This window comes from Deinococcus aerolatus (genome assembly GCF_014647055.1).
GTDB classification, from domain to species: domain Bacteria; phylum Deinococcota; class Deinococci; order Deinococcales; family Deinococcaceae; genus Deinococcus; species Deinococcus aerolatus.
The window spans coordinates 1-22,094 of sequence record NZ_BMOL01000030.1; the positions used below are offsets into that span (position 1 = coordinate 1).

The following is a 22,094-nucleotide window of genomic DNA, read 5'->3' on the forward strand; positions in this document are numbered from 1 at the left end:
CTCCAGCGCGCAGGTCAGCACGACTCACCTGCTGCCCATCCTGGCCGAGGTCAAAGGGCTGCTGGATTTTGTGGGCATCCAGCAGATCCGCCTGCTGGCGGACCGCGGCTTCTGCGACACCGACCTGATGGGCAGGCCTTCAGTTCTGCGGGTGGCACTACCGCATCCGCATCAAGTCCAGCCTGATCCTGGCGGCCCCTTAAGGCCAGCGGCTGTGCCAGGTGCGCGACGTGCAGCTCTCGCCCAGAGATACGCGCTGCTTCCACAACGTCACCCTCACCCGGAAACACTTTGGTCCCGTCCATGTTGCTCTCGTACGTCCGATGGACGGGCCAGAGCAGTGGTAGGTGGTCAACGACGAACCGACAAGCGTGGAAACCTTTGCTGAGTACGGCGAGCGCTTCCAGATTGAGGAAGGCTTTCTGGACGAGAAAAGTGGGCTGTTCGGGTTGGAGGATTCCAAAGTGCGGATGCGCCCAGTCTCGAACGATTGGTCACCGTGCTGGCCGTGGCAATTTTGCTACTCGTGTCCCAAGGCATCGAGGTAGTGCAGCGTGGGCTAGACCCTGAGCCCCCAGGTCAACGGAAGCGCCCTCAAGCCTCTCCTCAGACCACGCTGGAGGTCGGCTAGCAGCTCGTTTTTCGTTCACTCTCATAAAATCTGTCAGGCCGCCAGCCGCCGATCCGTAATCATCTTCGTATGGCTTGGCTCCAATTCGCCTGAATCCCTCCATCAATCCCTACCATAAAAATACGAATCGTGAGCATCTGCGGCGTCACGTCCAGCCACAAAAAGCCCGGCTGCCCATAAACCTCAGTGGCAGCAGCACGGCCCCCCACCTTCCCCCCCTCAACTTTCCCCGCCGCGCCAGAAATGGCGGTCCAAGTGCCAGGGCATTCAGATTGGGGGGCAAATACTTGCAAGGCGTGATCGTGGCCACTCAATATCAAATCCGCCTTGCCACACGCCAGCCCATACAGATCGCGCACCGCGTCCCCCCGTTGGAAGGCGAAGGGCAGCCCGTCATAACTCCCGGCATCCCCATGCTTGCCATTGGAGAACAGCGGGTGGTGGCCCAGCACGATTTTCCAGCGGGCAGTGCTGTTTCCCATTGCCTGGGTCAGCCATGCACGTTGGGCCAAGTCCCACGGGCCGCCAGGGCGCTCGCTGGCGCGGCGGACGGGCAGGTAGGCGGCCAGCGGCGAGGTGTCCACCGCGAAGAATTCGGCCAGGGTGTTCACGGGGGCGCGGTAGGTGCGCCCCGGCATCACCCACTGCGGATTGAGCTTGCCGTAGGCGATCTGGGCCTCTGCGCCCCGTGCGTCCGTGCCATCGCCGCCAAAGAAGCCACTCTCGTCGTGATTGCCCGGCACCATTAAAAAGGGGATGTTCAGCGGGCCGTACAGGTCTTCAAAACGGGTCTTGAACAGCGGCGAATCCGCCGATCTCGGTCCTGCCGGATAGAAGTTGTCGCCCAGGCCCACGCCCAGGTCACAACCCTGCGCCGCGCACACAGCCTGCATGGCCGCCGCCACCCGCCGCTGCACCTCCGTCCCGGTGCCCTGATCGCCCATGACAATCACCCGCAGACGCTGTGGATCGGGCAGGGCCAGCGTCACGGTGAGGTCTGGCAGGGGCTGGACCGGGCCAGTGACGGTGGGGGCACAGGCGCACAGCAGCAGAGTCGAGGCCAGCACGGCTGTCTTTGAAAGCATCACCCTCACAGTACCCCCGGCTGCCACCGCCGAGCACACGCATGTGCGGCGACGGTCCACCCAGACAGGCTTTACCGTGACGGTATGAATGAATATCTGAAGGTCCTCCGTACCCACTACGCCGACTTCTCGGGACGGGCCCGCCGCCGCGAATACTGGCTGTTCACGCTGGTGAACACCGTCATTTCTTTTGTGCTCGCTCTTCCCTTCCTGCTGTCCAGCGCCGCCGCCTCCGCAGACGGTGCTCCAGGCAGTCTGGGTGGGCTGGCCCTCGCCAGCGCTGTCCTGGCAAGCATCTACACGCTGGCCGTTCTCGTTCCCTCATTGGCCGTGGTGGTGCGCCGCCTGCACGACACGGGCAAGAGCGGCTGGTGGTATCTGCTGTCACTCATTCCCTTCGGCAGTCTGGTGGTGCTTGTCTTCTTGCTGCTCGACAGCGAACCTGGGGCCAACAAGTGGGGGCCAAATCCCAAGGGAGGAGCAGGCGGAACGTCTGGGGCCAACTGGTAGGCGACGCAGCCGTTTTGGAGCAGACGAGTGTGGGGGACGGAGGGCATCCCTGTTCCGTTATTCTGTTCCCCTCAACGTGGCCACAGGAACGCACACCACACCGTCCTCCGTAGCTAACCAAGCCACCAGGCAGTCATGAGCATCCGCCGGAAGCATCGGCACGATCAGCCGACTGGGAGTAACACCTACCGTCAGGCCGCGGAAGAAAGGCAGCAGGCGGTCATAGAAACCGCCGCCGTAGCCCAGCCGGATGCCCCGCGTATCGAAGGCGAGACCAGGCAGCAACACGGCGTCCACAGCACTCAGCGGCACTTCTGGAGCGTCGGCAGGCGGCTGAAGCGCCCCGAAGCGGCTGGGTTCGGTGGCGGTGGCCCAGGGGTGCAGCGTCAGTCTGGGTGCGGGGCGAAAGCGGGCGCGGGGGGCCAGCAGTTCAAATGCCTCGGCCAGTACAGACACATCCGGCTCGCCGGGCAGGGCGCGGTAGGCCAATACCCGCCGCGCACCCTGCGCCCGCAACAATTGCCCCAGGTGGGCGCTGATGGCTGCCGAATGATCGGGAAGCTGGTCCCTGCGCCCACGCGCCCAGCCCCGCCACTCTGCTTTATCCCACACCTTCGGGACTTTCGGAGGCAGAGTCATGGGCGGGTCTGCATCGCCAACCACAAAAGCGAGGCACCTGAAAAAGTGGAGCGCGTGTCTCCCCAGGTGAGCGCGTGTTCCTGAACAACCACCTGCAGCGGGCGTGCGCTTGAGTCACCACGGGGCTTCATGCTTCTCTCACCGCGCCTTCAGCCGGCCTCTTTCGGCCCCTTCAGCCCGCTTCGGCCCTCGCGCCCCTGCAACACGGCAGCCACCTCGCCCGGCGACACGCCCACCTCGGCCATGGCGAACAGGGTGTGGAACAGCAGATCCGCCACCTCGGTGGCCAGTTCGGCGCGGTCACCGTTCTTGGCCGCCAGCAGCACCTCGCCGCTTTCCTCGCTGATCTTCTTCAGCACCCGGTCCAGGCCCCCCGCGTGCAGGCGGGCCACGTAACTGCCCTCCGGTAACGTGGCCAGGCGCTCCGAAATGGTGGTGTAGACGCGCTCCAGCGTGCCGTCCAGCCCGGCGGCAGGCGCCTGTTCTGCCAGCAACGGCGTGTGGAAGCACGAGTACTCGCCGGTGTGGCAGGCCGCCCCGGTTTGCTCCACGCGGTACAGCACGCTGTCGCCGTCGCAGTCCAGAGACACGGACACCACGCGCTGGGTGTGGCCGCTCGTCGCGCCCTTGATCCACTGCCCGGCGCGTGAACGGCTGTAGTAGGTGGCCTCGCGGGTGGCCAGGGTGCGTTCCAGAGCTGCAAGGTCCGCGTACGCCTGCATTAGCACCGCGCCGGTGCGTGCGTCCTGCGTGACCACCGGGATCAGGCCGTCCGTGCCGAACTTGAGAGAGGATAAGTCAGGCCGCTGCGTCGCGCCGCTCATCGGCCGCCCCCGCCCAGCACTGCCGGATGCCTCACCGTGTCCTGCCACTCGGGCCGCACCGCCACGCCCTGTCCGTGCAGGTACGCCTTGACCTGAGGCACGGTCAGTTCGCCGAAATGAAAGACACTGGCGGCCAGCGCGGCGTCGGCCTGCCCGGCGGTCAGCACCTCGTAGAAGTCCGCCAGTTGCCCCGCACCACCAGACGCGATCACCGGCAGGTCCACGGCGCGGGCCACGGCGCGGGTGGCGTCCAGCTCAAAGCCCGCGCGGGTGCCGTCGGCATCCATGATGTTCAGGCAGATCTCGCCCGCGCCCAGCGCCTGCCCGCGCACGACCCACTCCAGCAGGTCCAGCCCGGTGTCTACGCGCCCGCCTGCCCGGAACACGTTCCAGCCGCTGCCGTCCGGACGGCGCTTGGCGTCCACCGAGAGCATCACGCACTGCGCGCCGTGGTGGTCACTCGCCTCGCGGATCAGCTCCGGGCGGGCCAGGGCGCCGCTGTTGACGCTGATCTTGTCCGCCCCCGCATTCAGCAGCTGACGGAAGTCCGACAGGGCGTTCACGCCGCCCCCCACTGTCAGCGGCATCATCACCTGCTCGGCCACCCTGGCGGCCACGTCCAGCATCAGCCCCCGGCCCTCGTGGGTGGCGGTGATGTCGTAGAAGACCAGTTCATCGGCCTGCTGCTGCTCGTAGGCCTGCGCCAGCACCAGCGGATCGCCTGCGTCGCGGTGGTCCTCGAAGAAACGGACGTTCTTGACCACCCGGCCATTCTGTACGTCCAGACAGGGAATGATGCGCTTGCTCAACATGTCTCGGAGTTTACGCGAGGGCGCCGCTGCCCTGGCGTGGGCCGACAGACAGCGGCCCCTCCCCTGTTCACAATTCCTCTCCTGTCTATCTCAGATCTCCTTGTATGAGAGCAGCCCCCCAATGCTTGAAATTTGATTTGTGCCGCCCCACAGCCACTTTCCATAACAATGCAGCCGAAGATACACTTGGGGCCACCCCCGAAAAACTTTAGGAACCCTTCATGCTCTGTGCTACGCTGGGGTATCCGGTGGCCTCTTCAGGCCGCGCCAGCCACCGCTGATTGCCGTCTTCCACTCTGGAACGGTAATCACTCTGGGCCACCCCCTGTTTTGGAGAACGCCGTGAACACGCACCGCATCCTGCTCGTCGACGACAACCCGAATGACCTGGAACTGGCCCTGGCCGCCATTGGCGACGGAAAGATAGGCGAGTCCCGGCCTGAGGTTGTGGTGGCTGGCGGCGGCCAGGACGCCATTGCGCTGCTGCGCCAGGCGGTCCAGCACAACCAGCCGTTGCCGGACCTGATCCTGCTGGACCTCAAGATGCCGCAAATGGACGGGCTGGCCGTGCTGGACGCCATCCGCGCCGATCAGGCCCTGCGCGACATCCCGGTGGTGATGCTGACCACCAGCGGCGAGGACCGCGACATCCGCGACTCGTACGCGCACGGGGCCAGCGCCTACGTCATCAAGCCGCTGGACTTTGCCCAGTTCCGGGACGCCATGCGGACCATTCAGGCATTCTGGACCAAGCTGAACCGCCACCCCCGCCTGTTCTGACTCCCCTGAGGTTGGAATGCCTTCTGGCCTGCGGGATGGCCGTCTTGAACCCGCCTTCATCCCCGCTCTCCCTGACGAGGCGACACCGTACCCTGAACCCATGCGCGTGTACATCGGCTGCGGCGGCTACAGCAACGAGGACTGGACGGCCCCTGGCCTGATCTACGAGGGCGTGAGAAAAGACGGCTATCTGGACGCCTACGCCCGGCACTTTGACGCCGTGGAACTGAACAGTTCGTTCTACGCCATCCCCGGCCTGAAGGCCTTCGAGGGCATGGCCCGCAAGTCGGGCGGGCGCACGCGCTTCGCCGTCAAGTTAAACCGGGCCTTCACCCATGACCGTGCCCCCACCGACGCCGACTATGACCGGATGCTGCAAAGTCCGGAGCCGCTGCGCGACGCTGGCCTGATGGGACCGTATCTGGCGCAGTTCCCGTACTCGTTTCACCGCACCGCCGACAACCGCAAGTACCTGCTGGGGCTGGCCGAACGCTTCGCCGGGCACGAGCTGGCGGTGGAACTGCGCCACGCCAGCTGGGATAAGCCGGAGGTCCGCGAGGGCATGGGCGAGTTCGGCCTGATCTGGGTCAGCCCCGACTACCCGCCGGTGGGCGGCATGCCCGAACCGCAGGTGCATGTCACCGGGGATGTGGGCTACCTGCGGCTGCACGGGCGCAACGAGGGCAGCTGGTGGGAGGGCAAGAGCGCCGCCGAACGCCACGACTACCGCTACAACCGCGCCGAGATGGACGAATGGGCCGAGAAAATCGCGCTGGTGGCCGAGGACCTGAGCGAGCTGTACGTCTTTTTCCAGAACACCACCAAGGGCCACGCCCTGAAGAACATTCCCATGCTTCGCGAGGCCCTGAACGCGCGCGGTGTGCCCGCACCCACGCCTGATCCTGGCGATGACGGGCGTCTGCTGTAGCGGCAGAGACACAGTGTGATGGACCGTAGAAGCGTTCGGGCCAACGCGCTATTCCACCTCAGCAGTGGGCACAGCCGTCAGCCCTGAACGGCAGGTTCAGTCTCGGCGGTAGGCCACCTGCCCGTCCACCACGGTCAGCAGCGGCCAGCCCCTCAACGTTTCCCCGGCCCAGGGCGTGAATTTGGCCTTGGTCTTGAATTCGGCGGGAGTGACTGTCCGCTCGGTGGCCAGATCGAGGACTACCAGATCGGCGGGCGCACCGGCGTCCAGCGAAGGGACAGGCCAGCCCATCATGCGGGCAGGGCCAGCCGTCATCAGGTCCAGCAGTTTGTCCAGCCCCAGCACTTCGCCAAAGCGCGTGTACATCAGCGGAAAGGCCAGCTCGATGTACGCGATGCCGCTGGGGGCGTCCAGCAGATCGCGTTCCTTCTCGGCGCGGGTGTGGGGGGCGTGATCGGTGGCGACGCAGTCCACCGTGCCGTCCTGTAGGCCCTCCAGCAGGGCATCGGCGTCACGCTGGGCCCGCAGCGGAGGGGCCACCTTGTAGATGGCGTCGAAGCCGCGCAGGGCCTCGTCAGTCAGGGTCAGGTGGTGGGGGCAGACCTCGCAGGTCACCCTCAGGCCACGGGCCTTCGCGCCGCGCACCAGGTCCAGGGCGCGGGCGGTGGACAGATGCTGGATATGCAGGTGGGCTTCCGAACCCTGGGCGTGCAGACCCGCCAGAATCTCCAGGTCACGGGCCACGCGGGCCGCCTCCGCTGCCGCAGGGTTGCCGGGCAGGCCCAGCGCCTCGGACACCGATCCCTCGTTCATCACGCCGTCGGCGCGCAGCGAGGCGTCCTCGGCATGGACGCTCACCACCATGCCCAGGCTTCCGGCGTATTCCAGCCCCAGCCGCAGCACCCGCGCGTTCTCGTTGGTGCGCCCGTCGTCGGTGAACATGGCGGCCCCGGCGTCCTTCAGGTACGACAACTCGGCCAGCGCCTCGCCGTTCTGGCCCCTTGTCAAGGCCGCCGCCGGTTTCAGACGTGCGAAGCCCAGCCCGTCGGCCTTCCCAATCAGGCTGCGAATGAGGGCCGGATCGTCGATCACCGGCGAGGTGTTGGGCATGCAGACCACCGTGCCGTACCCGCCCGCCGCCGCCGCCGCGAGGCCCGAGGCCAGGTCTTCCTTCTCGGTCTGCCCCGGCTCGCGCAGGTGGGCGTGTAATTCAATCAGGGCAGGGGCGACGGTGCCGCCCTGCCCGTCGATGGTCTCGCCCTCTGCCGGAAGGTTCCAGCCCTTGATGACGCCGTTCTCGATGGTGACGGACTCGGTTTCGGTGGCGTTGGGCCGGCGGATGTTGGTGATGGTTAAAGTCATGAAAACCTCGATCAGAGTGTAAGGCGGCGGATCAGTCCGGTCAGCGCGGGAACCAGACCGATTTGAAGCCCACGCCGGGCAGAGGCGTGGTCAGGGCCGCCCCGATACGGCCTTCAGCAACAGGCAAGCCAGCAGGCCAGGACACTCTTACTTTGCAGCATCCCGGCCTGACGGGTGACGGCCTTGCGATGGGAACGCTGCGCGGAGGCCACATTACCCCCGTGCAGGGCAGACCCGGCGGGCCGTCCGCTCAGTCCTTCTTCTGCGTGCCGGCCTTGTGCCCGAACCCCATGGCCTGGAAGGTCTGATACTGCGGCGCGCCGCCCAGCATATTCTGGCCGCCGTCCACCGGCAGGATCACGCCAGTAATGTAACTGGCCGCGTCGCTGACCAGAAACAGCGCGGCATTGGCGATGTCCTGCGGGACGCCCATGCGGCCCAGTGGCACGCTTCCGGCCACCATGCTGCGGCTCTTCTCGTCGGGGGCCAACCGGGCCATGCCCTCCGTGCCGTCAATGGGACCGGGGATGATGGCGTTCACGCGGATGCCGCGCAGGCCCCACTCGACGGCCAGCGTCTGCGTCAGGGCGTCCACGCCCGCCTTGGCCGCCACCACATGCGCCTGCATCGGCACCGGGACGCCATAGGCGCTGATGCTCAGCACGTTGCCGCCGGGGGCCTTCAGGTGTGGGGCCGCCGCCTTGATGGTGTGGTAGGTGCCGATCAGATCGATCTCCACCACAGTCTTGAAGCCGTTGGGCGAGATGCCGTCCACCGGGGCCGGGAAGTTGCCCGCCGCGCCCGCCAGCACGATGTCGAAGTCGCCGTGTGCGTCAATGGCCTGCGCCACCGCCGCCTCCATCGCCGCGAAGTCGCGCACGTCGGCGCTGACACCGATTGCCCGGCCGCCCGCGTCCACAATGCCCGCCGCTGCCTTCTGGGCCTTTTCCAGGTTGCGGCCCAGGATCGTGACCGCGCAGCCGTGGGCCGCGAAGCTCTGGGCGATGCCCAGGTTAATGCCGCTGCCGCCGCCAGTAATCAGGGCGTGCCTGCCGCGCAGCAGATCGGGGCGAAAGGTGGATTCGGGCGTGCCTGCGCTGAGGGTCATGGTTCTCCTTCGGGACAGTGAACTTGGAATTGGGGAAGGCTGGAGGGCAGGGAGGCAAACAGCATGAACAGGTCTTTTCCTCCCAAATTGCCGGGCTTGACCCGCACTGTAGCGCGAACTCCGGTGTGTTTCACGGCCGCACAGGCCGGGGTCAGACCTCCAGCACACGGTAGCCGTAGGCGTTGATCACCCGCGTGCCCGACAGCGGGTCCAGGTATTCCAGCTTGCGGCCCTCATACTCGTGGATGTGCCCGTGCACCAGCAGGGCCGGGCGGCGGCGCTGCATGAACCTGCCCAGTTCCGGGCAGCCCCGGTGGGCGAAGTCGCTGCCCGCGTGCGGCCCGGTGGGTGGGGCATGGGTCAGCAGGATGTCCACGCCGCGGCGTGTGTGCCACGCCAGCCGGCCCAGTCCCCAGCGGGCCTCGTGGGCGCTGTACTGTCCGCGCCCCTTCTCGCGGTAGCGCGGTGCGCCGCCCCACCCGGCGATCCTCAGCCCCGCCTCCTCCACCACGCGCCCGTGCGCCGCGATCACGCCGCGCGCCGGAATGCGTCCGTCACCCTCGTTGACGTATTCCTCCTCGTGGTTGCCATGCACGTAGATGATCGGGACGGTCAGCTTGGTCGCCAGAAATTCCAGATAGTAGCCGGGAATGTCCCCAGCGGCCAGCACCGCGTCCACCTCTGGCATTCCCCGCGGGAACCCCTCGCGGTACACGAAGGGATGCACGTAATCCGCCAGCAGCATGACCCTCTTGCCCAGCACGCGTGGCGGGAAAGGCGGTGTGGAGGAGGCAGCAGTCTGGGTCATCGGGGCGGGGTGGGTGGGCAGGGAACGCTGGGGTGCCGCTGTGCCTTTTTAAAGTGTGCTTCGCTGAAGGTGTGCGGAGTGTCCGGCGATGGCGGGACCTGAACGGCGGCGCGTCGGTGGCGCGTGAGGGCGAAAGATTCACGATACCCTGCCCGCGTGCCTGTGCTCTTTACTCCTCGTTTACAGCTGCTGCCCATGACCCGCGACATGATCATTGCCCGGCTGGAGGCCGCTGGGTTCTCACTAACCTGTGACACGCCGGACGGCCCTCTGGAGGTCTGCTTTCCTGCCGAGTGGCCCGGCGCGCCGCTGGGGGCCTTTCCCTACTACCTGACCCAGACGGACCGCGAGGGCGTCAAGCGCGGTTCGTTCGTGGCCGTCACGCGTGAGGGTGGGCGGGCCATCGGTCAGCTGGGCAGCAAGGGCAAACCGAATGCGGCGGGCGAGCTGGAAATCGGCTACGGCCTGAACCCGGAAGTGTGGGGGCAGGGTCTGGCAACCGAGGCGGTGGGCGCGCTTGTCGCCCACCTGCACGCCCGCCCGGATGTGCAGATGGTCACGGCCCAGACCGCCCTGCACAACCGTGCCAGCGAGCGCGTGCTGGAAAAACTGGGGTTCGTGCGGACGGGCAGGGGCTGGGATGACGAGGAAGGCGAACTGACCGTGTGGGCACACCGGGTCTAGGCCGCGCGGTGCTGGCGCCCGGCAGGGAGAAGGGCGAAGGCCCTCGACATTCACGGTCCACCAGCTCCCGTGGGGGCGCCAGGCGCCCAGCACCACGCCCGGTGCCCGCACCCCTGAAGCGGTTCTTCCCTGCCGTGTCGCCGACGTACCCGGCAGAATTGGGCCGCTGGACAGCATGAATATTCATCTGAATATCCCTCATGTCTGTGCCAGGCCCAGCGGGCGGAAATAATGTTGCAGCCGCAAGGCATAACCCTGCCTCTCCCGTAAGCTGGATGCATGAACCTTTCTATTCTGGGTATTCCGATGGATCTGGGCGCGGGGCGGCGCGGGGTGGACATGGGGCCGTCGGCACTGCGAAACGCGCATCTGGCCACCCGCCTGCGGGAGCTGGGACACGCGGTACAGGACCTGGGCGACATCCCTGTGGCCCTGCCCGAGACGCTGGACAAGCATGAGGAGGCCGGGCTGGTTTTTCTGGAACCGATTATTCAGGCCTGCCGGGACACGGCCCAGCGGGTGGCCGCGCTGCCGCCGGGCACCTTTCCGCTGACCCTGGGGGGTGACCACAGCGTCAGCATGGGCACCGTGACCGGCAACGCCCTGCGCGGTCACCCGGCAGGGGTCCGCAGCGGCCTGATCTGGGTGGACGCCCACACCGACTACAACACGCCGCAGAGCAGCCCCAGCGGCAACATCCACGGCATGCCGGTGGCCCACCTGACCGGGCTGGGCGACCCGCACCTCAGCGGCCTGGGGGGCGGCTGGCATATGCGCCCCGAGGACATCGTCATGATCGGCATCCGCAGCGTGGACCAGCGTGAGCGCGCCCTGATGCAGGAGGCGGGCATCCTGGCCTATACCATGAAGGAAGTGGACCAGCTGGGCATCACCCGCATCCTGGACGAAACCCTGGAGCGCCTGGGCGGGCTGGAACGCCTGCACGTCTCCTTTGACGCCGACGCGCTTGATCCCGCCATCTGCCCCGGCGTGGGCACCCCGGTGCCCGGCGGCCTGACCTACCGCGAGGGCCACCTGCTGATGGAACTGCTCTCCGAATCCGGGCGCGTGACCAGCATGGACATCGTGGAGGTCAACCCGATCCTCGACACCCACAACCAGACTGCGGAAGTGATGGTGGGCATGGCTGCGAGCCTGCTGGGCCAGCGCATCCTGTAAGGGCTGCCAGACCCGCGCCACGCAACGAGGGCGCCCCACAGCGACAGGCCTGTGGGGCGCCGGTCTTGCCAGTGGCAAGAAGGCTGAGGGTCCGGGGGCTAGGCCCGCTCGCTACTGGCTTCCACCGCGTCGTCCAGCTCCGGGGCGTCTCCCTGACCCTCCGTCGCCTGCGGACGGGCGAAACGCAGGTAATCGAGCCATGGGGGCGTGTGGCCCAGCTGACGGACCAGCAGCGCGATCTGGGCGGTGTGGCGGACCTCGTGGGTCATGACGTGCCACATCAGCTGGTCCAGGGTCACCGTGTCGCTGGCCGGATCGTCCTGCACCAGCTTGACGCAGCGGTTCAGGTCCGGGCCGGAATCCAGGAACGCCTGCGTCTGCCCCCCGACCGTCCGCCCATAGTCGATGATCCACGACAGTTCGTACTGCTCGGCCTGCGGCTTGACCCAGTTGTGCTTGAAGCGTCCGTCGCTCTGGAGGTTCTCGCCGCGCGCAATGAAGTGGACCCAGTGATCCTCGACATCGGTGACGTGCAGCAACAGATCCTTGATGCTATGAAAACGTTCGCCGGGTTCGATCAGATCACGGTCCAGATCGGCGGCGGGCAGGGCACGCAGGTAATTCCACAGTTGCTCGCGCGCGGCAGACAGGTAGGAGTAATACTCGCGAACATTCATGGGTAACTCACAGCATACTCTGCGGCGGCGCTGGCGGTTGCCCCTGTCTGGGCTGGGTTCGTCCCCAGCAGTGGCGCCAGCACCTGCTCGACGTCAGTCACCGTGACCACCTGGGTCAGGTCCGCGTGCAGCTCGGGATAGTCCGGCAGGTAGCGCGGCAGCACCTTCCGCAGCGGGCGCAGGGTCAGGCGCCCGCTGTCGTCGTCGTAGAACCGGGTCTGAAGTTCGGCGTGGCGCAGGGCCGTCCGGGCACGGACCTGGGGGCTGGGCCGGTCCTCGCCGCCTTGCCCCCCGGCCAGCGCCCGGAAGATCCACGGGTTGCCCACCGAGCCGCGCCCGATCATCACGGTGGCCACGCCGCTTTCACGCTGGCGCTGCCGCGCTGTCTCCGCACTCAGGATGTCGCCGCTGCCCACCACCGGCACCCCCACGCTGGCGGCCACGCGGGCAATGGCGTCCCAGTCGGCCTCGCCGGTGTAGCGCTGGCGGCTGGTGCGGCCATGCACCGTGATCAGTGACGCGCCCGCCGCCTCCAGCCCCTGCGCGACTTCCACGCTGCGGTCTGTGTCCCAGCCCAGGCGAATCTTGGCGCTCACGTCCAGGGCCGTGGCCGCCCGCATGGCCCCCACCAGCGCGTAGGCCACTTCCGGCGTCTGAAGCAGGCATGCGCCGCCCTTGCCCCGGATCTTGGGCACCGGGCAGCCCATGTTCAGGTCGATGGCCGCCGGGGCAAACCATGCCTCGGCGCGGGCCACCGCAGCGGAAAGCAGTTCCGGCTCCGCACCGAACAGCTGCACGGCCCTGTCCCGCTCGCCGGCGTAGGGACGGCCCAGATTCAGGCGCTCACTGTCGCCGCCCAGCACCAGCCCGCGCGCGCTGATCATCTCGCTGACGGTCCACAGCGCCCCCTGCTCGGAGGCCAACTGCCGCATCGGCGCGTCGCTGTAGCCCGCCATCGGGGCCAGTACTGCCCCCGGACGGGCCAGCCGGGCCGCGTAGAACCCCGGAGCGGCGGGCGCCGCAGAGGAGGCAGAGGAGGAGGCAGAACCGGTCACCCCCGAAGGGTAGCGCACCCCCACCCCCCCTGACATGAATCTCCGCTCAAGCGCCGAAACGCCCGCTGTTCATGCCCTGCCCTGGGGGCGGGGTGTATGCTTTGCATACGTCCAGTCATCCTTTCTTCCCCCATTCCTGCCGTTCTGGACAGGAGGCTCAGCCTTGAATTTCACACCACTGGCGCTGCACCACGCGCCGCTGCTGCACATGCTCTACGCCGCCGCTCCCGGATACTTCGCGCTTCTCGGAAGCCGCGTCCCGTCCCTGAGCGAGGTGGAACGGGACGTCGAGATCGCCCTGCTCGACCCGCGCCGCAGGCTGGAACTGCTGCATGACCCCCACGGCGAACTGGTGGGCAGCCTCGACTACAAACTCGACTACCCCCAGGCCGGTGACCTGACCATCAACCTGCTGCTGATTCGTGAGGACCGCCAGTCCCAGGGGCTGGGCGAGGCGGTCATGCGCGGGCTGGAGGGGCGGCTGCCCGCCAACACCGAGCGCGTGCTGGCCAGCGTCCTGGGCGACAACCCGCGTGGCGCCCGTTTCTGGGAGCGCCTGGGCTACACCTTCACGGTGGACGCCCGCCCGGTCATGACCTGGTACGCCAAGCCGCTGCATACCCGCCTGCACGAACCCGATCCCGGTCTGAGCGTGGCAAGCGACTAACCGAACTCCTGCCGCCTTGGCCTGTCGCCCGACGTCACTCCTGCCGCGCCCGGCGATGGCCAGAGTGAACAGGGCACCAGGAAAAAGCCCTCCCCGTGGAGAGAGGGCTGGAGGTGTGGTTCGGGCCGCTAGATGTCCTGACTGCCGCTGTCCATCCGGACCACCCTGGGCATGAACTGCGCCACCACATCCACCAGGTCGTTCTGACGTTCCAGCACGTCCCCGATGCGCTTGTAGGCCTGCGGCGCCTCGTCGATGCCGCCGCCGATCAAGGTGACGCCGCGCTGCTTCAGGTAGGCGGTCACCTCTTTTTTCACCAGCGTGTTGGCGGCGGCCTTGCGCCCCAGCTGACGGCCCGCACCGTGGCTGGCGCTGGCCAGGGCGTCCGCGTGGCCCCGGCCGCGCACCACGAAGCCGGGATCGGCCATGCTGCCGGGAATCAGGCCCAGCTGCCCCCTTGCGGCGGGCGTCGCGCCCTTGCGGTGGACGATCAGTTGCTGGCCGCCCACCTGCTGCTTCCAGGCCAGGTTGTGGCTGTTGTGGACCGAGGCCAGCACGTTCACGCCCAGGGCGCGGGCCAGGCGGGCGTGGATCAGCTCGTGGTTGGCCAGGGCGTAGCGTCCGGCCAGGTTCATGGCCTGCCAGTACGCCTGGCCTTCCTCGGCGTCCAGCGACAGCCAGGCCAGCTTCTTGGCCGCCGGATCGAGGTTGGGGTGCAGGCGCTCGGCCAGGCCCGTGAAGTGTCCGGCCACCTGCGCCCCGAAACCGCGCGAGCCGCTGTGGGACAGCAGGGCCAGGTACGTCCCGGCCTCCAGTCCCAGGTCCGCAGAGGAAAGCGTCAGCGTGCCGAACTCCGCGAAGTGGTTGCCGCTGCCGGAGCTGCCGATCTGCGCCGCCGCCTTGTCCCGCAGGTGACCCAGCAGGGGCTGGCTGTCCCAGGTGGCCTCGTGCAGCACGGCGTGGTCCTCGCGCTCGCGTTTTTCAAAGGCCACGCCCGCGCCGAAGCGGGTATGCCTGAGCAGCAGCCTTCTGGCCTCTTCCACCTTCAGGGCGTCCGGCCGCACCGGAAAGACGCTCAGGCGCATGCTGCAGCCGATGTCCACGCCCACGCCGTAGGGAATCACGGCGTTGTCCGTGGCCAGCACCCCCCCGATGGGCAGGCCGTAGCCCACGTGGGCATCGGGCATCAGCGCCCCGGCGCGGGTGACCGGCAGCCGCATCGCCACGTCCATCTGCGCGCGTGCGCCCGGCTCGATCAGGTCCGCCCCCCACACGCCGTAGGGCAGCGGCGCAGGCCGGAGGGCCACACCCTGCCTGCTGTCATTCAGCGCGTTCTGCGCGCCCAGTTCCGCCGCCAGTTCTGCGTAAACGCCGCCCGCCAGATACGCGGCGGGGTTTTTCTGAACTGCGCGCAGTTCGTCCAGAATTTCGCCGCGCTCCACTCCCGCGCCCTCGCGCGCAGTGGCCGCCGCCAGGGCCAGCCCAATGGCCTTTCTCTCAAATCCCAGTTTGGTGATGTGCTTTCCGTTCATGGTCTTTCCTTCGTGCTTCAGAGGCTCCCGCGCCTCTGGAATAGATCCCGGTGGGGGGCGTCATCGCTGCGCCGTTTGTCTTCTGCCTCCAGGTTCCGGTCTGCTGGCATGTCCACCTCCCCTTTAGGCGTTTCAGTGTGCCGCACCTTGCGGCGCGGCGGCATCCGCACAATGGCGGGGTGCTGGCCTGGCGTGGCCCATCACAGACGCGTCATTCTCCGCTCCTATACTCGGTCTCATGAAGCGACTTGCCCTCCTGCCCCTGACGTTGCTGCTGGCCACCAGTGTCCAGACCAGCCAGGCCCAGACCCCGGCCACGCAGACCCCATCCACGCAGACCCCGGCGCGAACGGTCAACATCGGCCTGGGCTACAACCCGGACGTGCAGTTCACGCCGTTTTACGTGGCCGACAGGCTGGGCTACTTCGCCGCCGAGGGCCTGAAGGTCAACTACCAGCACGGCTACGTCAACCAGCTGCTGCCCCTGCTGCTGCAGGGCAAGCTGGACTTCGTGGTGGGCGATCCGGAGGACGCCATCTTTGCCCGAAACCAGGGCGCGGACCTGAAGTACATCATGACCATGTACCAGAAGAACCCGGTCACGGTGTTCAGCCTGAAACCGCTGGACGGCGTCGCCAGCCTCAAGGGCAAGACGGTGGGCATCCCCGGCCCCTACGGCAGCAGCTACCACGCCATCCAGGCCCTGCTGGACAGCGCCGGCCTGACCGAGGGCCGGGACATCAAGCTCGCCACCATCGGTTTTACCCAGCAGGACGCGGTGCGGGCCGGTCGGGTGGACGCTGCCGTGGGCTACATCAACAACGACGTGGTGCTGCTGGGTCAGTCGGTGGGCAAGAAGGTCTACACCCTCGACATCTCCGCCGCGTACCCGATGGTGGGCGTGGGCCTGATTGCCTCCGGCAAGTCACTGACGGGTGATCTGGCGGCGAAGGTGGTGCGGGCCAGCCAGCGCGGCCTGAAGTTCACGGTGGCGGACCCGGCCCGCGCCTTCAAGCTGGCCCAGCCGGTGTTCGGCAAGGCCGGAACGCTGGAAATTCTGAAAGCCAGCACGCCGCTGATGACCAGCGCCTACACCCAGCAGAGCGGCATCGGCGCCAGCAACCCAGGCGCATGGACCAAGGCGGTGGCGGCCCTGGTCAAGCAGGGCCAGCTACCCGCCGGGGCCAGGGCAACGGACTACTACACCAACCAGTTCATTAGCAAGACGCTGAAGTAGAGCAGCAAAAGGGAAAGAGGCCGGAATGCATAGCGCTTCCGGCCTCTTTCCATTGACGGGCGGTCAGTCCGCCGCGTCCGCCTGCGAGTACTGGAGGCGGTGCAGGCGGGCGTAGTAGCCTCCGTGCGCCAGCAGTTCGCTGTGGCTGCCCTGCTCCACCACGCGGCCCTTGCGCATCACCACGATGCGGTCACAGTGCTCGATGGTGCTGAGGCGGTGGGCGATGATGACGCTGGTGCGCCCCTGCATGACCCGGACCAGCGCCTGCTGAATACGCAGTTCGGTCTCGGTGTCCACGTTGGCGGTGGCCTCGTCCAGCACCAGCAGGATGTCCGGGTTCTGGATCAGGGCGCGGGCGAAGGCCAGCAGCTGCTTTTGCCCGGTGCTCAGGGTGGCGCCGCGCTCGCGCACCTCGGTCTGATAGCCGCCCTCCAGCGTCAGGATGTAATCGTGGACGCCCACGTACTTGCAGGCCTCGATCACGCGCTCGTGGGGGATCTCGGCGTTGTTCAGGGTCAGGTTGCTCTCGATGGTACCGGCAAACAGGAACACGTCCTGAAGCACCACGCCCACGTGCTTGCGCAGGTCGTGCTGGGCCAGGTCGCGCACGTTGATGCCGTCCACCTTGACGGCGCCGCGCTGCACGTCGTAGAAGCGGCTGACCAGGGCTGTCACGCTGGTCTTGCCCGCGCCCGTCGCGCCGACAAGCGCCACGCTCTCGCCCGGCTGGATGTGCAGGTCGATGCCGCGTAGAATCCAGCGGTCGTCGCTGTCAGGCGTCTCGGCGGTCACGGTCTGATCATAGGCAAACCAGACCCCCTCAAAGTCCACCCGGCCCTCGAAATTGGGCAGAGTCCGGGCATCCGGCTTGTCGGCGATCTCCTCCTCTGTGTCCAGCACGCCGAAGATGCGCTCGGAAGACGCCATCGCCGCCTGCAGGTTGTTGAACACGTCGGCCAGATCCTGAATCGGCTGGAACAGTTGCTGCGACAGCTGGATAAAGGCGAACAGCGTTCCCACCGTGATGGCCCCGGCAATGGCCCCGGTCTGCAAGGCCCCGGTAGCGTCGACGCCCACGCCGAGAATCTGGCGCGAGGCGAAGTACAGGATCAGGGCCACCGCCACCTGTCCCAGCACCGCCACGGTGGGCATGAACAGCGAGAACCAGTGCACGCTGTTCTCGTTGGCGCTCAGCAGGGCGCGGTTGCTGTGCTCGAAGTCCAGGGCGCTGCGGCGCTCGCGCCCGAACAGCTGTACGGTCAGCATGCCGGTGATGTTCTCGTTGAGCTTGCTGTTCACGATGGCCTGCTGCGTGCGGGTGTTACGGAAGGCGTCGCGCAGGCGGGTGCGGAAGAAGTTGGTGGCGAAGTACAGCACCGGCAGCACGGAAAAGCTGATCAGCGCCAGCCGCCAGTTCACGGACAGCATGATCACCACGTACACCACGATGATGAAGCTGCTCTGGATCAGGCTGACCAGGCCGCCGGTGATGAACTGGTTGATGGCGTCCACGTCGCTGGTCACGCGGGTGATCAGGCGGCCCACCGGATTCTGATCGAAGAAGGCCAGATGCAGCCGCTGCAACTTGCTGAACACGTCGGCGCGGATGTCGCGCAGCACGTTCTGCCCCAGATAGCCGATGGTGAGGGCGAAGGCGTACTGCAGCAGAAATTCCAGCACCTTGAGGCCCGCGTACAGCAGCGCCGTCATGGTCAGCCCGCGCAGCACCGTGTCCAGGGCGCCGCCGCGCTGCACCGCCAGTGGGGTCAGGTAGGTGTCGATGGCGTGGCGCTGGATCAGCGCGAAGGTGGGCGCAGCCAGCGAGATCAGCAGCGCCAGCAGCACCCCGCCGACCACCAGTTTCAGGTAGGGCTGGACGTAGTGCAGGATGCGGCGGGTCAGCTGAGAGTCGAATTCCTTCTTGTAGCTGTCGTCGGGGGCGGTCACTTCAGCACCTCCTGACGGGCCGGTGGTTGCTGGGCCGGTGTCTGCTGGGTCTGGGGTTGTGGAGTCGGGGGCTGGCCGGGCTCCTGCCCATTGCGAATGGCTTCCCGGCGCGCGGCCAGCCGGTCTGCGGCCACTTCGGGATCAAGGGTGGCGTTGTCGTCCTCGTCCAGATCGCTGGCCAGACGCTGCAGGCGTTCCAGTTCGGCGTAGTGGCCGTCCAGGGCCAGCAGCTCGTCGTGGCTGCCCTGCTCGGTCACGCGGCCCTCTTCCAGCACCACAATCCTGTCGGCGTGGCGCAGGGTGCTGACGCGGTGGGCGATCAGGATGACGGTGCGGCCCGCACTGACCTCACGCAACCCGTCCAGGATCTTGCGCTCGGTCTCGGTGTCCACCGCCGAGAGGCTGTCATCCAGAATCAGGATCGCCGGTTCGCGCACAATGGCCCGCGCAATGGCGGTGCGCTGGCGCTGGCCACCCGACAGGGTCACGCCGCGCTCGCCCAGCAGCGTCTCGAAGCCCAGCGGGAAGCCCTCGATGTCCTCCAGCAGTCCGGCCAGACGGGCGGCGTTGCGCACCTTTTCCGGGTCCGGCTGCTGCGGGATGTTCGGCGGCGGCGGCGCACCCACCACGCTCACCCCGGTCTTGACAACCGGCAGTTCCTGCTTCTCCACCCCGAAGGCGATGTTGTTGGCGATGCTGTCGCCGAACAGGAAGGGTTCCTGCGGCACCACCGCCACCGCGTCGTGCAGCAGCTTCAGCGGAACGACCCTCAGGTCGTGGCCGTCCAGCCGCACCACGCCGGAGGAGGGGTCCATGCTGCGGGTGATCAACTGGCCCAGCACGGTCTTGCCGCTGCCGGTGGGGCCGGTAATGCCCAGGAACGTTCCGGCCGGCACATGCAGGTCAATGTTCTTCAGGACCTCACGGTTGCCGTAGTTCATGGACACGTTCTCAAAGCGCAGGTCTCCTTCCAGGGCGCGGATGCTCACGTCGGTGCGGCCCGGCACGTCCTGGACCTGCGGGCGCGCGTCGTACAGCTCGCGCAGGCGCAGCCAGGAGGCCAGCCCGCGCTGGGTGACGCCGGTGATCCAGCCGATCATCAGCATCGGGAAGGTCAGGCGCTCGAGGGTCCCCACGAACTGCACGAACATTCCCAGCGTGAACGCGCCGTTGGAGGTCAGGATCAACCGTCCGCCGACCAGCAGAATCAGCGCGAAGGCCAGCCCCAGCAGCAGGCTCATGAAGGAGCGCAGGGGGCCGTCCACCTTGGTCAGCGCAATGTTGCGCCGGAGCAGTTCCAGGTTCATGGCCTTGTACTCGCTGATCTCGCGGTCCTCGATGGCGTAGCCCTTGACCACCCGCGCGCCGCTGAAGTTCTCCTGCGCCTTGCCGGCGATCTTGCTGTTCTGCTCCTGCGCCAGCCGGTGGCGCACGTTGATCAGCCGCGCCAGGTAGGTCAGGATGCCCACAATCACCGGCACCACCGCCACAACGATCAGGGTTAGCTGCCAGCTGAGGCTGAACATCACCGCGAAAGCCGTGAGAAAACCCGACACGATGTTCACGACCTGCCACGCCCCGAAGCCCAGCATTTCGCGCACGGCGCTCAGGTCGCCGGTCAGGCGGTTCATCAGGTCGCCAGTGCTGGCGCGGTCGTAGTACGGCTTGTCCAGGCTCTGCAGATGGCCGAAGATGTCGCGCCGCACCTCATACTCGGTCTGGCGCGAGGCCACCACGATCAGGCGGCGCATGAACAGCATCAGCACCCCCGCGGTGGCCGCCGCCGCCACGATGCCCAGCGCGTACCAGCCGGCCTGCGCCAGCGTGATGCCCGGCGTGGCCACGTCGCCGTCGCGCGCCCCGGTCAGGCCGTCAATGGTCAGACGGATGAAGTAGAACGGCAACAGGTTGATGGCGTTGGCAAAGATCACCAGCACCATGCCAATCAGGTACTGGCGCTGGTGCATTTTCAGGTAGGGCCAAAGGGAACGCAGACTGTCCAAGGAAAACCTCGTCGCGGAGAGAAAAGGGGCGGAGCTTCGGAGGCCGCCCGGGCCGAAGCCAGGCGCGCCCGTGCGCCGGACAGCATACGCCGGATCGCTGATGGGCGAATGCGCCATGTGGCGCATAGACGGGGGATTTCTCGGACGTTAACGCCTCCGGAGCCAGGCAGCGTCAGGCGGCCCAGGGTTCAGGCGGTCTATACGCTGGGTAGCGAGTGAAAAGCTGCTGCCAGCGTATGAAACGGGCCATGCCCGGCCCCCTCTGTGCCCCCACGCCTGTCCGGCCCACGGGGACCTTCATCTCACGGCAGGTTCGGCGGTTTGACACCCCCCATACGCGGTGCTACTATTCCCAGCCGGAAGTGACCGTGCCTGCACGACTGCTTCCGCACTCAAGTGGGACGGATTTTCCTTAGCTCAGGCCACCCTAGCTCAACTGGTAGAGCACCCGATTTGTAATCGGAAGGTTGTCGGTTCGATTCCGATGGGTGGCTCCACAACTCCGTCGGCAAGTCTGTTCCGGCTGGGTTTTGACAATCCGGGTAGGTGGCCGAGTGGTTAAAGGCGACAGACTGTAAATCTGTTCACGTAAGTGTACGGCGGTTCGAATCCGCCCCTGCCCACCAGCGTTTTACCTCTTTTTCCCTGCGGGAATAGCTCAGTTGGTAGAGCGTCAGCTTCCCAAGCTGAATGTCGCGAGTTCAAGTCTCGTTTCCCGCTTTCTTTTTCGCCCACTCACGCCGCGTCAAACCCGTGCGCTTCTGTAGCTCAGTGGCAGAGCACTCCCTTGGTAAGGGAGAGGTCATCAGTTCGAACCTGATCAGAAGCTCCAGCAAGTTCCACCAGAGTTCCACAGTTTGACCGAAGCGGCCTGCATGTTGTCTGTGTGGGCCGCTTTCGATGAGCCCCTCAAGACTGGGCCTGCCCTTTGTTCCAGGGAAACGCCACTTGGCGCAGACCCGGCGGGCGGCTACACTGTTCAGGCTTGTCCGGAACGCGGGCAGACTCCACACACGCCTTATCTCAGTCTTTCTCAGGAGGACACCCCCATGGCAAAAGGAACGTTTGAGCGCACCAAGCCGCACGTGAACATCGGGACCATCGGTCACGTCGATCACGGCAAGACCACCCTGACGGCCGCCATCACCTTCACGGCCGCCGCGATGGACCCCACCATCGAAACGATGGACTACAGCCAGATCGACAAGGCCCCCGAAGAAAAGGCCCGTGGCATCACCATCAACACCAGCCACGTCGAGTACCAGACCGCCACCCGGCACTACTCGCACGTCGACTGCCCCGGTCACGCCGACTACGTCAAGAACATGATCACCGGCGCGGCCCAGATGGACGGCGCCATCCTGGTCGTCAGCAGCGCTGACGGCCCCATGCCCCAGACCCGCGAGCACATCCTGCTGGGCCGTCAGGTGGGCATTCCCTACATGGTCGTCTTCATGAACAAAGTCGACATGGTCGACGACGAAGAACTCCTGGAGCTCGTCGAGATGGAAGTGCGCGAGCTGCTCTCGAAGTACGAGTTCCCCGGCGACGATCTGCCAGTGGTCAAGGGCAGCGCCCTGCAGGCCCTCGAGGCCCTGCAGAAGAACCCCAAGACCGCCCGCGGTG

The 22,094-nt window shown here is 66.7% G+C and carries 20 protein-coding genes and 4 tRNA genes; 12 read left to right on the forward strand and 12 right to left on the reverse strand.

Going from position 1 to position 22,094, the window contains the following annotated elements:
- Positions 1–690: 690 nt before the first annotated feature.
- Positions 691–1,716 (reverse strand): metallophosphoesterase, encoded by a 1,026-nt coding sequence (locus IEY31_RS17330; protein WP_229723747.1) that lies wholly within the window; start codon positions 1,714–1,716, stop codon positions 691–693.
- Between the two features lie 84 nt (positions 1,717–1,800).
- Between IEY31_RS17330 and IEY31_RS17335 the strand changes: the two genes are divergently transcribed.
- The gene (locus IEY31_RS17335; RefSeq protein ID WP_188974215.1) at positions 1,801–2,226 is read left to right on the forward strand and encodes a DUF805 domain-containing protein; all 426 of its coding nucleotides are present in this window, start codon (positions 1,801–1,803) and stop codon (positions 2,224–2,226) included.
- 57 nt (positions 2,227–2,283) lie between these two features.
- Here the strand turns inward: IEY31_RS17335 and IEY31_RS17340 are convergent, their stop codons facing one another.
- From IEY31_RS17340 to hisF, 3 genes are all read right to left on the reverse strand, one after another.
- Positions 2,284–2,865 (reverse strand): 5-formyltetrahydrofolate cyclo-ligase, encoded by a 582-nt coding sequence (locus IEY31_RS17340; protein ID WP_188974216.1) that lies wholly within the window; start codon positions 2,863–2,865, stop codon positions 2,284–2,286.
- 149 nt (positions 2,866–3,014) lie between these two features.
- Positions 3,015–3,689, reverse strand: coding sequence for a bifunctional phosphoribosyl-AMP cyclohydrolase/phosphoribosyl-ATP diphosphatase HisIE (hisIE, locus tag IEY31_RS17345; RefSeq protein WP_188974217.1), 675 nt, complete (start codon positions 3,687–3,689; stop codon positions 3,015–3,017).
- Positions 3,686–4,501, reverse strand: coding sequence for an imidazole glycerol phosphate synthase subunit HisF (gene hisF / locus IEY31_RS17350; RefSeq protein WP_188974218.1), 816 nt, complete (start codon positions 4,499–4,501; stop codon positions 3,686–3,688). Before hisF ends, hisIE begins: the two co-directional genes overlap by 4 nt.
- 342 nt (positions 4,502–4,843) lie before the next feature.
- Between hisF and IEY31_RS17355 the strand changes: the two genes are divergently transcribed.
- Positions 4,844–5,281, forward strand: coding sequence for a response regulator (locus tag IEY31_RS17355; protein ID WP_188974219.1), 438 nt, complete (start codon positions 4,844–4,846; stop codon positions 5,279–5,281).
- A 100-nt stretch (positions 5,282–5,381) separates the two neighbouring features.
- The gene (locus IEY31_RS17360) at positions 5,382–6,209 is read left to right on the forward strand and encodes a DUF72 domain-containing protein (protein WP_188974220.1); all 828 of its coding nucleotides are present in this window, start codon (positions 5,382–5,384) and stop codon (positions 6,207–6,209) included.
- Between the two features lie 96 nt (positions 6,210–6,305).
- Here IEY31_RS17360 and IEY31_RS17365 read toward each other — a convergent pair whose 3' ends face one another.
- The 3 genes from IEY31_RS17365 to IEY31_RS17375 all read right to left on the reverse strand — a co-directional run bounded on the left by IEY31_RS17365 (position 6,306) and on the right by IEY31_RS17375 (position 9,424).
- Positions 6,306–7,571 (reverse strand): dihydroorotase, encoded by a 1,266-nt coding sequence (locus IEY31_RS17365; protein WP_188974221.1) that lies wholly within the window; start codon positions 7,569–7,571, stop codon positions 6,306–6,308.
- A gap of 250 nt (positions 7,572–7,821) precedes the next feature.
- Entirely contained in the window at positions 7,822–8,679 is an 858-nt protein-coding gene (locus IEY31_RS17370) for an SDR family oxidoreductase (protein WP_188974222.1), read from the reverse strand.
- Positions 8,680–8,830: 151 nt separating this feature from the next.
- Complete coding sequence (locus IEY31_RS17375; protein WP_188974232.1) at positions 8,831–9,424, reverse strand: metallophosphoesterase family protein; 594 nt, start codon at positions 9,422–9,424, stop codon at positions 8,831–8,833.
- Positions 9,425–9,643: 219 nt separating this feature from the next.
- Here IEY31_RS17375 and IEY31_RS17380 point away from each other — a divergent pair, with 219 nt between their 5' ends.
- Together IEY31_RS17380 and rocF are read left to right on the forward strand one after the other, a co-directional pair.
- A complete protein-coding gene (locus tag IEY31_RS17380; protein ID WP_188974223.1) occupies positions 9,644–10,171 on the forward strand; it encodes a GNAT family N-acetyltransferase in 528 nt (175 codons plus the stop codon).
- A 279-nt stretch (positions 10,172–10,450) separates the two neighbouring features.
- Positions 10,451–11,350 carry an arginase gene (gene rocF, locus IEY31_RS17385; RefSeq protein ID WP_188974224.1) on the forward strand — a complete coding sequence of 300 codons (900 nt, stop codon included), beginning with the start codon at positions 10,451–10,453 and terminating at the stop codon, positions 11,348–11,350.
- Positions 11,351–11,448: 98 nt separating this feature from the next.
- Here the strand turns inward: rocF and IEY31_RS17390 are convergent, their stop codons facing one another.
- Entirely contained in the window at positions 11,449–12,027 is a 579-nt protein-coding gene (locus tag IEY31_RS17390; protein ID WP_188974225.1) for a DinB family protein, read from the reverse strand.
- Positions 12,024–12,983 carry a tRNA dihydrouridine synthase gene (locus IEY31_RS17395; protein ID WP_188974233.1) on the reverse strand — a complete coding sequence of 320 codons (960 nt, stop codon included), beginning with the start codon at positions 12,981–12,983 and terminating at the stop codon, positions 12,024–12,026. The genes IEY31_RS17390 and IEY31_RS17395 overlap by 4 nt, the downstream gene beginning before the upstream one ends.
- A gap of 262 nt (positions 12,984–13,245) precedes the next feature.
- On the opposite strand from IEY31_RS17395, the gene IEY31_RS17400 reads away from it, so the two are divergent.
- Entirely contained in the window at positions 13,246–13,749 is a 504-nt protein-coding gene (locus tag IEY31_RS17400) for a GNAT family N-acetyltransferase (RefSeq protein WP_188974226.1), read from the forward strand.
- A gap of 128 nt (positions 13,750–13,877) precedes the next feature.
- Here IEY31_RS17400 and IEY31_RS17405 read toward each other — a convergent pair whose 3' ends face one another.
- A complete protein-coding gene (locus IEY31_RS17405; protein ID WP_188974227.1) occupies positions 13,878–15,281 on the reverse strand; it encodes an RtcB family protein in 1,404 nt (467 codons plus the stop codon).
- Positions 15,282–15,519: 238 nt separating this feature from the next.
- Between IEY31_RS17405 and IEY31_RS17410 the strand changes: the two genes are divergently transcribed.
- Positions 15,520–16,518, forward strand: a complete 999-nt coding sequence (locus tag IEY31_RS17410; RefSeq protein WP_188974228.1) for an ABC transporter substrate-binding protein — start codon at positions 15,520–15,522, stop codon at positions 16,516–16,518.
- 63 nt (positions 16,519–16,581) lie between these two features.
- On the opposite strand, the gene IEY31_RS17415 is transcribed toward IEY31_RS17410, so the two are convergent.
- Positions 16,582–18,465, reverse strand: coding sequence for an ABC transporter ATP-binding protein (locus tag IEY31_RS17415; RefSeq protein ID WP_188974229.1), 1,884 nt, complete (start codon positions 18,463–18,465; stop codon positions 16,582–16,584).
- A complete protein-coding gene (locus IEY31_RS17420) occupies positions 18,462–20,432 on the reverse strand; it encodes an ABC transporter ATP-binding protein (RefSeq protein WP_188974234.1) in 1,971 nt (656 codons plus the stop codon). Before IEY31_RS17420 ends, IEY31_RS17415 begins: the two co-directional genes overlap by 4 nt.
- A gap of 457 nt (positions 20,433–20,889) precedes the next feature.
- Between IEY31_RS17420 and IEY31_RS17425 the strand changes: the two genes are divergently transcribed.
- The 5 genes from IEY31_RS17425 to IEY31_RS17445 form a co-directional block, all read left to right on the forward strand.
- Positions 20,890–20,965 (forward strand) — tRNA-Thr (locus tag IEY31_RS17425).
- Between the two features lie 43 nt (positions 20,966–21,008).
- Positions 21,009–21,094 (forward strand) — tRNA-Tyr (locus tag IEY31_RS17430).
- 21 nt (positions 21,095–21,115) lie between these two features.
- A tRNA-Gly gene (locus tag IEY31_RS17435) sits at positions 21,116–21,188 on the forward strand.
- 37 nt (positions 21,189–21,225) lie between these two features.
- Positions 21,226–21,300 (forward strand) — tRNA-Thr (locus tag IEY31_RS17440).
- A 217-nt stretch (positions 21,301–21,517) separates the two neighbouring features.
- The coding region (locus tag IEY31_RS17445) for a GTP-binding protein (RefSeq protein WP_188974230.1) at positions 21,518–22,094 on the forward strand (577 nt) is incomplete at its 3' end.

Coding starts and splice junctions, on each gene's coding strand:
- IEY31_RS17330 (WP_229723747.1), bottom strand. CDS start 1,716: ATGCTTTCAAAGACAGCCGTGCTGGCCTCGACTCTGCTGCTGTGCGCC.
- IEY31_RS17335 (WP_188974215.1), top strand. CDS start 1,801: ATGAATGAATATCTGAAGGTCCTCCGTACCCACTACGCCGACTTCTCG.
- IEY31_RS17340 (WP_188974216.1), bottom strand. CDS start 2,865: ATGACTCTGCCTCCGAAAGTCCCGAAGGTGTGGGATAAAGCAGAGTGG.
- hisIE (WP_188974217.1), bottom strand. CDS start 3,689: ATGAGCGGCGCGACGCAGCGGCCTGACTTATCCTCTCTCAAGTTCGGC.
- hisF (WP_188974218.1), bottom strand. CDS start 4,501: ATGTTGAGCAAGCGCATCATTCCCTGTCTGGACGTACAGAATGGCCGG.
- IEY31_RS17360 (WP_188974220.1), top strand. CDS start 5,382: ATGCGCGTGTACATCGGCTGCGGCGGCTACAGCAACGAGGACTGGACG.
- IEY31_RS17365 (WP_188974221.1), bottom strand. CDS start 7,571: ATGACTTTAACCATCACCAACATCCGCCGGCCCAACGCCACCGAAACC.
- IEY31_RS17370 (WP_188974222.1), bottom strand. CDS start 8,679: ATGACCCTCAGCGCAGGCACGCCCGAATCCACCTTTCGCCCCGATCTG.
- IEY31_RS17375 (WP_188974232.1), bottom strand. CDS start 9,424: ATGCTGCTGGCGGATTACGTGCATCCCTTCGTGTACCGCGAGGGGTTC.
- rocF (WP_188974224.1), top strand. CDS start 10,451: ATGAACCTTTCTATTCTGGGTATTCCGATGGATCTGGGCGCGGGGCGG.
- IEY31_RS17390 (WP_188974225.1), bottom strand. CDS start 12,027: ATGAATGTTCGCGAGTATTACTCCTACCTGTCTGCCGCGCGCGAGCAA.
- IEY31_RS17395 (WP_188974233.1), bottom strand. CDS start 12,983: ATGGCGGGCTACAGCGACGCGCCGATGCGGCAGTTGGCCTCCGAGCAG.
- IEY31_RS17405 (WP_188974227.1), bottom strand. CDS start 15,281: ATGAACGGAAAGCACATCACCAAACTGGGATTTGAGAGAAAGGCCATT.
- IEY31_RS17410 (WP_188974228.1), top strand. CDS start 15,520: ATGAAGCGACTTGCCCTCCTGCCCCTGACGTTGCTGCTGGCCACCAGT.
- IEY31_RS17420 (WP_188974234.1), bottom strand. CDS start 20,432: ATGCACCAGCGCCAGTACCTGATTGGCATGGTGCTGGTGATCTTTGCC.